Raw genomic sequence first — 9,662 nt, 5'->3', positions numbered from 1 at the left:
TCCGACTCGCGATACAAGCGCACAGCGCGCTGACGTAGCTCGTCGGGGTACTTCTTCGGTGCTGCCACGGACGACTTCCTCCCCACGGCCATCAGACCATGATCAAGAAGCTCCATAGAAGCGGGGGAACTCACCCGTGGCCAGGAACCATGTGTCCAGAACGGCCCCTGGAAGCTGATCAAGTAATCAGATAGCGCGCGACGCACCGGCCCGGGACCGCTTCGGTCCCGGGCTTGTGTGCTTCCCGCTCGGGCCGGACTTTCAGATCAGCCCTTGGACCGTGGCGCGGACGCCGGCCTGGAAGCGCGTCTGGACACCGAGCTTGGCCAGGACGACGGCGACACGGCGGGTGGCCGTACGGGTGCTCATGCCCAACTGCCGGGCGATGGCCTGATCCTTCAGGCCGGCCTTCAACATCCCGAGCAGCAGGACGTCGTCCTGGTTGAGGTCCTGGTCCTGGGTCAGCATCGACCCGGTCATCGGCTCGGCGCGCGCCCAGTACGCCTCGTAGAGTTCGATCACCGCGTCCAGCAGGCCGGACGGGTGGAGGACGGCCATACCGTCATAGGTCCCGCCGGAGAGCGGGATGAGGGCGATGCGCTTGTCGATGATGTGCAGCTTGAAGGGCAGCGCCGGCAGCAGCCTCGACTGTTCACCGATCGCGGCGAGTTCGAGCAGCGTCGCGTACCGCCCGGGGCGTTCCATCGACTCCGGGCAGTAGATGGAGCGAACCTCGACGCCGCGCTCGATCCAGGCCCGCGTGATGGCGTGTTCGTCCTCGTTGCTGTACAGCGTGCCGTCCGGCTGACCCAGGTAGGGCGGCCGGTCCAGGACCCAGATGTGGCTGCTGGCCGACCGGTTCAGCTCCTCCAGGCGGTCGACGACGACCGCACGCCCGGAGAGCACCTCCAGCAGGTTGCCCGGGTTGCCGCGGAGCTGCCCCTCCCGGTAGCTCACCGTGATCGCCTCGACCTCGCCGCGCGCGGCGTCCAGTGTGGTCTCGGCCTCGAACATCCGCTGCCGCAGCAACGGGACCAAGGCGGTCTGCGGGTTCACCGCCTGGTAGTGCCCGCGCGTCGTCCTTCGGAGGATCCCGAGCGCGGTGAGTCGGGCGATGGACCGCTGGGCCTGGGCCACCGTCACCGCGAGCACCTTGGCGACCTCCGGTGCGGTCAGCTCACCGCCGGGCAGAAAGGCCCGATAGGTCCGTTCATCGCCGTCGGAGATGCCCAGGGCTCGCAGCATGGATGGTCGACCTCCGTCGGATGGGGCACGGGTCGTCGAGTGACGAGCTTGGCCAGTTGACCAAGGACGCCACCAGATTATCTGGACACTCTCCGGAAGCGCGGCGTTCACTCACCTCGCCGGGAAGGGCGGCCGTACCGCCTCAACCCGGGCGTGCCACGCCGCCGTCGTGCGGGTCGTGGCGCCACGACGACGGGCCGGAGTCGCTGCTCCGGCACCACAGCGGAGGAGGAGCGCGTGACCTTACCGTCACGAAGGAACAGCCTGGCGTGGGGAGCGACGGTGACCATCGCGTCGCTGCTCGCGGTGCTGCCCGGATCGCCCGTCCAGGCGGCCGGTGACCTGACCGTCCCCACCCCCACGTCGCGTCACCTCGGCACCGGTCGGTACATCGTCACGCTGTCGGACGCGCCGATCGCCGCGTACAAGGGCGAGGTCGCCGGCCTGCCGTCGACGGCGGCTGCCCCCAACGCCCGGACCGACGTCCACAGCACGGACGCGAGCCGCTACCGGGACTACCTGAAGGACCGGCACAGCCGCGTCGCCAGTTCAGTCGGCGCGACAGCCCGTACGCACTACTCGGTGGTGACGAACGGGTTCACCGCGGACCTGACGGGCGCCCAGGTGGCCCGGCTCTCCCACCAGCCCGGCGTCCTCCGCGTCACCCCGGACGGGTGGAACAAGGTGGCCTCCGATTCGACGGCCACCGACTTCCTGGGCCTGTCCGGGCGGCGAGGGCTGTGGTCGGCGCTCGGTGGCACCGCGAAGGCCGGCAAGGGCGTGGTGATCGGCGACATCGACACCGGCATCTGGCCGGAGAGCGCGTCGTTCGCGGCGGCGCCGATCGGCACCGCTCCGGCCACCCCCAAGGACCCGTACCGGCCGCAGCGCAAGGGCGACTCGATCACCATGCGCAAGGCCGACGGAGGGACCTTCAGCGGCACCTGTCAGACCGGGGACGAGTTCACCGCCAGCGCCTGCAACTCGAAGATCGTCGGGGCCCGGTACTTCGGAGACGGCTGGCTGTCGCTCGTTCCGCCAGAGAACCGCGGCGACTTCGTCTCTCCCCGCGACGGGAACGGCCACGGCACCCACACCGCCTCCACGGCGGCCGGTGACGCCGACGTCACGGTGACGGAGGGCGGTCGGGACCTGGGCGAGATCTCCGGTGTGGCGCCGGGCGCGTCGATCTCGGTCTACAAGGCACTCTGGAGCAGCAAGGACGGCAAGCGGGACGGCGGCATGACGTCCGACATCGTGGCGGCGATCGACCAGGCCGTCGCCGACGGTGTCGACGTCATCAACTACTCGGTCGGCGGCACGTTCGAGTCCGGGCTCGACAGCCCGATCCAGCAGGCCTTCCGGAACGCGGCGGCAGCCGGGATCTTCGTCTCGGCAGCGGCCGGCAACGCCGGCCCCGAGTCGGCGAGCCTGGACAACACCGCGCCGTGGGTCACCACCGTCGCCGCCAGCACGTTGGCACCGATGGAGGCGACCCTCAAGCTCGGCGACGGCCGGACGTTCGTCGGCGGCAGCACCACGGTCACCGGCCAGGTTGGCCCCAAGCCCCTGGTGCTCGCGCAGAACGTCAAGCTGCCCGCCGCGTCGGACGGCGACGCGGCGCTCTGCAAGGACGCCACCCTCGACCCGGCGAAGGTGGCCGGGACCATCGTCGTCTGCGACCGGGGCGTCACCGCTCGCCCGACCAAGTCGGCCGAGGTGCAGCGGGTCGGCGGCGTCGGCATGGTGCTGGTGAACACCAGCGACCTGGACGTCGACGGCGACCTGCACCAGGTGCCGACCGTGCACCTCAACGTGCCGGGCGCCACGGATGTCCGGAACTACTCGACCACGCCGGGTGCCACCGCCGTCCTGCAGCCGGGCGGCTCGTCGAACACGCCGTACCCGCAGATCGCCGCCTTCTCCTCGCGCGGCCCCTCGAACGCCAACAAGGGCGATCTCATCAAGCCGGACATCGCCGCGCCGGGCGTGGGCATCCTCGCCGCGGTGGCGCCCCCGAGCAACCTCGGCCACAACTTCGACTTCCTCTCGGGCACCTCGATGGCCACACCGCAGATCTCGGGCCTCGCGGCGCTCTACCTCGGGGCGCACCCGACCTGGTCTCCGATGGCCGTGAAGTCGGCCCTCATGACGACAGCGGTGGACACCAAGACCGCTACCGGAGGCGTCAACACCGATCCGTTCGCGCAGGGCGCCGGCGAGGTCAACCCGCGCCGGATGTTGGACCCGGGCCTGGTGTACGACTCGACCAACGCGGACTGGCTGGCGTACGAGGCCGGTCAGGGTCTGAACGCGGGCCCGAACGTCCGGCCGGTCGACCCGAGCGACCTGAACTACCCCTCGATCGCGGTCGGTCAACTCCTCGGGTCGCAGACCATCACCCGTACGGTCACCGCCACCCGGCCCGGCATCTACCGGGCGTCTGCGGACGTGCCGGGCATCAAGGTGCAGGTGCAGCCGTCCACGCTGCTCTTCACCAAGGCGGGCCAGAAGGCGCGGGTCAAGATCACACTGACCCAGCGAGCCGCGCCATCGGCCGTCCCGGTCGTCGGATCGCTGACCTGGACCGGGAGTCGGCACGTGAGCGTCCGCAGCCCGATCGTGATCACGCCCTTCTCAGTGCTCGCTCCGGATCGCGTAGCCGGCAGCGGCGCGCAGGGGACCGTCAGCTTCCCGGTGACTCCGGGCAGCGCGAAGCTCACGCTCACGGGTCACCACCCCATCGCTGGGCCGCTCGTCAAGGGCGAGATCTCGGCCAGCAACCCGGAGCAGTACTTCTCGTTCACCGTTCCGCAGGGGAGCAAGGCGGGCGAGTTCTTCGTCACCACGGACAACCCGGATGCGGCGCTCTACCTGCTGATCGGCCGTCCGATCAGCGATACCCAGTTCGCACTGGTCGGGCTGAGTGACTACGCGCACCGCGCGCGGGTGAGCGTGGCCCAGTTGCCCCCGGGCGACTATCTGGCGGCCGTGGTCGACCTGGGTGACGCGCCGGGTACGTCGTCGACGCCGTACACGATCCAGTCGAACGTCGTGGGTGGTGGCACCGCTCCGGTCGGCACGTTCTCGGTCTCGCCGAAGGCTCCGACGACCAAGCAGGGTGTGTCGATCACGGTGACCGGGTCATGGTCCGGCGTGAGCACCGACCGACCGGCCACCGCATACGTCGAGTACCCGAAGGGTGCCGGCACGCTGGTCAGCATCGGCGGCTGAGAGCGCGCTGAACGGTTGACCCGTCCGGGGCGCGGCAGGCCGCCGCGCCCCGGACGGTCCGTACGACGTGCGGTCTTCGGGCCCGGTGCAGACGGACGAAGAAGGTCGCGGTGGAGCAGCCAATGACCCAGGCGGCTTCCCGGCTCGACAGGTTCTGCCAGGCCATCAGGGTGAGCAGTTCCCGGTCGTCCTCGGTGAGCCGAGCGAGGGCCGCGAGCACCGGCCGCGTTGAAGTGTCTGTACCTGGTGACCCGATCCCTGGACCCCACCGGAGCAGGCAGAACCCGATGGACGATGCGCTGGAAACCCGCGTTGAACGCCTTCGCCATCACCTTCAGCGACCGCTTCCCCGCCGCTGAAACCTACTAACCAAAATCGCCGGAAACACCGTTAGCGAGACAGCCCCGGGCGGAACCCAGCGGCGGAGGCTGCGTCCATCGCATCGTCGATCGTGATTTGCCACGCGTGGCCATACACCTTGCCGCGCGGGTAGAAGGGGCGGTGTCCATGGCTCTGCGGGTTCGGTGAGGGCGCGGCGCCAGACATGGGGTCGCTCCTGAGGGGTCGGAGCCAGGCGGTCAACCGAGCATTGTAGGTGCAAGCCGCAACCCGAAGTAACGGTGTGAACCGGATGTAACGGTGCATGGCCAGGCGGCGCATGTACACCGGATGCGGTGCGAGCGTCCATGCGGCAGTGGGCGGGGCACCCGACCCCTCCCCACCCCCCGGAGGGTGGTCCCGCCCCTGCCGCCCCCTCAATACGCCGAGCCGAGGTCCCGGGTTACCCAGGGATCCTCGGCTCCAACGTCGTGCGGGCGCGGTCGGTCGCGACCCTCACAGCGTCCGGACGATACGCATGGCGATCTCCTGACCGGCGAACACGCACGCTACGGCGGTGACCTTCGCGGGTACCCCCGAGCTGCCGGCCGACCGGTGCCAGCAGCGAGCCGACGACTCTGCCGATCGCCGCTCAAAGGACCCGCACGAGGATGCCTTCTGGGTTCGCCTCGTGCCGCCATCAGAATGGCCGGGCACTTCACCGGATGGACGAAGGGGACCACCACGGGTGGGCTCGTCTACAACGAGTTCAACCGGTGACTTCAGGTCGGGAACGGCGTCCACGAGGACGTCGACCTGCTTCAGGAACGGGTTCCCGACGTCGACTTCCTGACCTTTCCGAAGTACATGCCGGAGGAGTCGCTGATGCGGGCGTGACAGCGCGAATGCGGGGTCGACATGGACTACATCGAGCAGCTCCAATCCCCACGAACCCTCCCGGCCCGCGAGCACCGAACGCATACTCGGCTCATACGAGCCTGACATGCTCATGCCGACGGCCATCAGCTCGGCGCGGCGCTCGTGCACCACGACCTCGAGGCCGGTCTGTCCGGTCCCTGGCATGATGGTGCGATGAATGTTCTCAGTGCCGAGGTGACCAGGCCGGCGATCCGGTTCGGATCGACCGTGCTCGACACTCCGAACCCGAAACAGCTGAGTCGTTTCTACGCCGACCTGCTCGGCTGGACCGTCGACCCCGAGGACGACTCGGACGACTGGGTGACGATCCGGTCCGCCGACGGCGCCCAGCTTATGTTCCAGCAGGCCACGTCGTTCCGCGCGCCGACCTGGCCGGACGGTCAGGTGCCGCAGCAGTTCCACCTCGACCTGATGGTGGCGGACCTGGACGCCGCGCAGGCGTACGCGGAGTCGCTGGGCGCGGTACGGCGGGAGTCCCCGGACGAGGCTGAGCACTTCCGTGTCTTCCTCGACCCCAGCGGGCACCCGTTCTGCCTCTGCCAGGACGACTGATCACGGCGACGCCGGTCCGTGTCCGCAAACGCATCGAACGCATCGTCTGCGCGTAGCTCGCCGAAGTCCACGTTGCCAGAGCCAGAGCTTGATGTCGGTCGCCCGGAATCGTGGCCTCCACGCTATCTGGGGGACCTCACGGGCGACGTGAGAGAGAGGGTGGGTGGCAATGTCACAGCAGTGGGCGGCACGATAGGTGCCGTGCCGGCTCCCACCCGCCCGCCCCTGGCGGTCTTGGACGCGGTGCTGGAGCGGTTGACCTACGTCAACGAGGAGACCGGCTACACCGTCGCCCGGGTAGCCACCGACCGCGGTTCCGATCTGTTGACGGTGGTCGGTGCGCTGCTCGGCGCCCAGCCCGGGGAGAGCCTGCGCCTGCAGGGCCGGTGGTCGTCGCACCCGCAGTACGGGCGGCAGTTCGAGGTCGACTCCTACACCACTGTGCTGCCCGCGACGATCCAGGGCATACAGCGCTACCTCGGCTCCGGCCTGGTCAAGGGCATCGGCCCGGTATTCGCCGAGCGGATCGTCGCCCACTTCCGCCTCGACACCCTGCGGGTCATCGAGGAGGAACCCTCCCGGCTGGTCGAGGTGCCCGGGCTGGGGCCGAAACGCACCGCGAAGATCACCGCCGCGTGGGAGGAACAGACGGCCATCAAGGAGGTGATGGTCTTCCTCCAAGGCGTCGGGGTGTCCACGTCTCTGGCCGTGCGGATCTTCAAGAAGTACGCCGACGCCTTGATTTCGGTGGTGCGCAACGACCTGTACCGGTTGGCAGCCGACGTGTGGGGCATCGGCTTCAAAACCGCCGACACCATCGCCCAGGCCGTCGGCATCCCGCATGACAGCCCAGCAGCGGTAGAAGGCCAGCTCTCACCGGTGGTGGTGTTGCGGCGGATCAGGTGGCTGTGCCGGCCGTCGTCGTCGGCGTCGGGGCAGACGTCGTCGAGCCAGGCCCAGTCGTAGAAGCGCGGGCCGCCGTTGCCCTCAAGCCGGAGGCTGCCGCCCCGGTCAGCAGCTGAGCCGTGTTCACCCGTGGAGTCGGCGTGACGCCGGCTACAGAACCTTGCCACTGACGCCGGTGTCAGCAATTAGCGTTCGGCCATCAACGCAGAGCAGAGAGAGGCGACCATGAGTCGAGCTTTCGGATATGGCGCCTTCGGTGGGCCCGAGGTGCAGACCTACTTCGACCGCCCCGATCCGCAGCCGCGGGAGGGGGAGCTCCTGATCAGGCTGCGGGCCGCCGGAGTGGCCCGCCTCGACAGCCTGCTTCGGTCCGGCAACGTGCCGGCGCTGAATGGGCACGTTCCCTTCCCGCAGGTGATGGGCATGGAGGCCGCCGGTGACGTGCTCGCGGTCGGGGCGGGCGTCACCGATATCCAGGTTGGCGACGCGGTGTTCGGGTTCGCGCTCAACGGCGCCGGAACGTACGCCGAGACGACCGTGCTGCCGGCGGCGAACGTGGCGCGCAAGCCGGAGAAGCTTTCCTACGAGAGCGCGGCGACGATTCCCGTCTCGGGCACCACGGCGCTGGACGCCCTCGATGGTCTGGACCTGCCCGAAGGCGCCACTGTGCTGATCAACGGCGTCGGCGGGAGCACCGGCCTGGTCACCGCTCAGCTCGCCGGAGCCCGTGGCCTGAAGGTGATCGGCACGGGCAGTGACGGTAAGCGGCCGGTCGCCGAATCGCTGGGCGTCACCTTCGTCAGCTACAACGCCGGCGACGTGGCCGAGCAGGTCCGCACGCTGGCGCCCGCCGGCGTGGACGGCTTGATCGATCTGGTCGGCGGTGACTCGCTGCGGTCGGTCGCCGGCCTGGTCAAGGACGTCAAGCGGCTGATCTCCGTCGCCGACATGTCGGTGCCGGAGTTGGGCGGGACGTTCGTCGTCCGCCGGCTCGACCGACCAGGGCTGGACATGGTCGCCGCACTGATGGTGGCCGGCACGATCGATTCGCACATCACCCGCTCGTTTTCCTTCGACCAGGCCGCCGAGGCTCTGGCCGCCGTCGAAAGCGGTCACACCACCGGCAAGGTGATCATCACGTTCCCCGCCTGATCACCGTCGAGGCCGATCGGTCCGGGAGATCGTGCCCGCTCCTACCGATGGCACGGCAGGCCTCGTCCAGAACTGGCGTGTCCACCGACACGCCAGTTCCGGCTGGCGCCAGCGTGGCAGTCACCGGCGCCGCTCGCACAAGTAGTCGCTTACGCCACAGCGGCGATGTCGCACCCCCGCATGAGCCGGGGTTCGGCGGACAGGCGGCAATCACATCCACCCACCGAACCTGTACCCGAATCGCATGGACGACGCGGTGGACCGACCGGTCGGTATCGGTCCGGTCCCGGCGGATCGGGTCACTACGCGGGTCAGACGCGGGCGAGTTCCCGGCGGTGAGCGCGGTTGGCGGTAATCAGATCGTCGAGTTCGCCGCGGGTCCGGATCAGGTCCTCGATGTGCCGATCGAGCCGGTCGCGCTCCTGGCGCATCCGCTCCGCGGCCGCGTCGGAGGTTTCCTCACCCGGTGATTCGACACAGGGCAGCAGGTCGACGATCGTCCGGCTGCTCAAGCCGGCGGAGAACAGCCGCTGGATGAGAAGGATCCGTTCGACCTGGCTCTCGATGTAGCGGCGCTGACCGCTTGGACTGCGCAGGCTGGTCAGCAGTCCCTGCTCCTCGTAGTAGCGCAGGGATCGCACGCTCACCCCGGTACGGGCGGCGAGTTCACCGATTCGAATGGTGGCGGTCACCTCTACCTCCCCGTTCTCACCTGACATGGGTGTGAGATTCAGTCTACCCACGTGTCGGAAGTGGCCCCGGTGCGGCGCCGCCGCATCGGGGGTGCTGTCGGAATGTGGAGAACTGGAACACAGGTGGCTTTCTCAGGCGTTTCGGGCGTTGATGACCGCGATGTCCTCCTGCTTCTCGCTCGCGGACTTCAGCTCGGTGAGCATCGCCGCGGTCGACGAGGCGATGAGCTCGTACTCGCCGTCGAGACCGTAGGCGGGCGGCATCCTCTGGGTCCGGCTGTGAGACCGGCACCCGGCTCGATGCCGTAGACCTTGCCGCCGAGGTCGGCACCCGCGCGGTCTTCGATTGAGGCGAGCTCGGAATACTCCGGTACCCATAGCCCAGTGACCAACAGGCCGACCGCTGGCAGCAAGGCAGCAGCCACGGCGGCCGACCACCCGACTGTGCCAGCAACGCCCACCGGCAACGCAACGTCGCCGAACGCTGCATCAACCGGCTAAGAGCGACCGGCAATAGGTGTCACTTGAGTCGGCGGGTGGTGGGCCGGGTATCCCAGCGGTAGAGGACCCGTGCCCGTTGGATGAGTTGACGGACGGTGACGATGGCGGCGGCCAGGTACAGGT

8 protein-coding genes and 3 pseudogenes are annotated in these 9,662 nt (G+C 68.9%); 5 read left to right on the top strand and 6 right to left on the bottom strand.

Going from position 1 to position 9,662, the window contains the following annotated elements; all coding sequences use genetic code 11:
• Window positions 1-261 precede the first annotated feature (261 nt).
• The gene (locus tag KBX63_RS34625; RefSeq protein ID WP_210918639.1) at window positions 262-1,245 is read right to left on the bottom strand and encodes a hypothetical protein; all 984 of its coding nucleotides are present in this window, start codon (window positions 1,243-1,245) and stop codon (window positions 262-264) included.
• A 282-nt stretch (window positions 1,246-1,527) separates the two neighbouring features.
• Between KBX63_RS34625 and KBX63_RS34620 the strand changes: the two genes are divergently transcribed.
• The gene (locus KBX63_RS34620; RefSeq protein ID WP_210918638.1) at window positions 1,528-4,479 is read left to right on the top strand and encodes a S8 family serine peptidase; all 2,952 of its coding nucleotides are present in this window, start codon (window positions 1,528-1,530) and stop codon (window positions 4,477-4,479) included.
• Here KBX63_RS34620 and KBX63_RS36195 read toward each other — a convergent pair.
• Complete coding sequence (locus tag KBX63_RS36195; RefSeq protein WP_247663935.1) at window positions 4,463-4,645, bottom strand: hypothetical protein; 183 nt, start codon at window positions 4,643-4,645, stop codon at window positions 4,463-4,465. The genes KBX63_RS34620 and KBX63_RS36195 overlap by 17 nt on opposite strands.
• 44 nt (window positions 4,646-4,689) lie before the next feature.
• Between KBX63_RS36195 and KBX63_RS34610 the strand changes: the two are divergent.
• A pseudogene (locus KBX63_RS34610) lies at window positions 4,690-4,848 on the top strand (IS256 family transposase); the annotation flags it as partial.
• A gap of 465 nt (window positions 4,849-5,313) precedes the next feature.
• Here KBX63_RS34610 and KBX63_RS34605 read toward each other — a convergent pair.
• On the bottom strand, window positions 5,314-5,880 hold the full coding sequence (locus KBX63_RS34605) for a hypothetical protein (protein ID WP_210918637.1): 567 nt from the start codon (window positions 5,878-5,880) through the stop codon (window positions 5,314-5,316).
• A gap of 9 nt (window positions 5,881-5,889) precedes the next feature.
• On the opposite strand from KBX63_RS34605, the gene KBX63_RS34600 reads away from it, so the two are divergent.
• The 3 genes and pseudogenes from KBX63_RS34600 to KBX63_RS34590 all read left to right on the top strand — a co-directional run bounded on the left by KBX63_RS34600 (window position 5,890) and on the right by KBX63_RS34590 (window position 8,346).
• On the top strand, window positions 5,890-6,288 hold the full coding sequence (locus KBX63_RS34600) for a VOC family protein (protein WP_210918636.1): 399 nt from the start codon (window positions 5,890-5,892) through the stop codon (window positions 6,286-6,288).
• A gap of 192 nt (window positions 6,289-6,480) precedes the next feature.
• Window positions 6,481-7,149 (top strand): annotated as a pseudogene (locus KBX63_RS34595) (helix-hairpin-helix domain-containing protein); the annotation flags it as partial.
• Between the two features lie 270 nt (window positions 7,150-7,419).
• Window positions 7,420-8,346: an NADP-dependent oxidoreductase gene (locus tag KBX63_RS34590; protein ID WP_210918635.1), complete on the top strand. Its 927-nt coding sequence runs from the start codon at window positions 7,420-7,422 to the stop codon at window positions 8,344-8,346.
• A gap of 311 nt (window positions 8,347-8,657) precedes the next feature.
• On the opposite strand, the gene KBX63_RS34585 is transcribed toward KBX63_RS34590, so the two are convergent.
• From KBX63_RS34585 to KBX63_RS34580, 3 genes and pseudogenes are all read right to left on the bottom strand, one after another.
• Window positions 8,658-9,026: a MerR family transcriptional regulator gene (locus tag KBX63_RS34585; protein WP_210918640.1), complete on the bottom strand. Its 369-nt coding sequence runs from the start codon at window positions 9,024-9,026 to the stop codon at window positions 8,658-8,660.
• 144 nt (window positions 9,027-9,170) lie between these two features.
• Window positions 9,171-9,416: a glycine betaine ABC transporter substrate-binding protein gene (locus KBX63_RS36990; RefSeq protein WP_374102302.1), complete on the bottom strand. Its 246-nt coding sequence runs from the start codon at window positions 9,414-9,416 to the stop codon at window positions 9,171-9,173.
• A gap of 142 nt (window positions 9,417-9,558) precedes the next feature.
• Window positions 9,559-9,662, bottom strand: a pseudogene (locus KBX63_RS34580) (IS5/IS1182 family transposase); the annotation flags it as partial.

It is taken from the genome of Micromonospora sp. U21 (assembly GCF_018070045.1).
Classification (GTDB): Bacteria; Actinomycetota; Actinomycetes; order Mycobacteriales; family Micromonosporaceae; genus Micromonospora.
The sequence above is the reverse complement of the archived record's forward strand: the minus strand, read 5'-3'. Positions and strand labels throughout refer to the sequence as shown.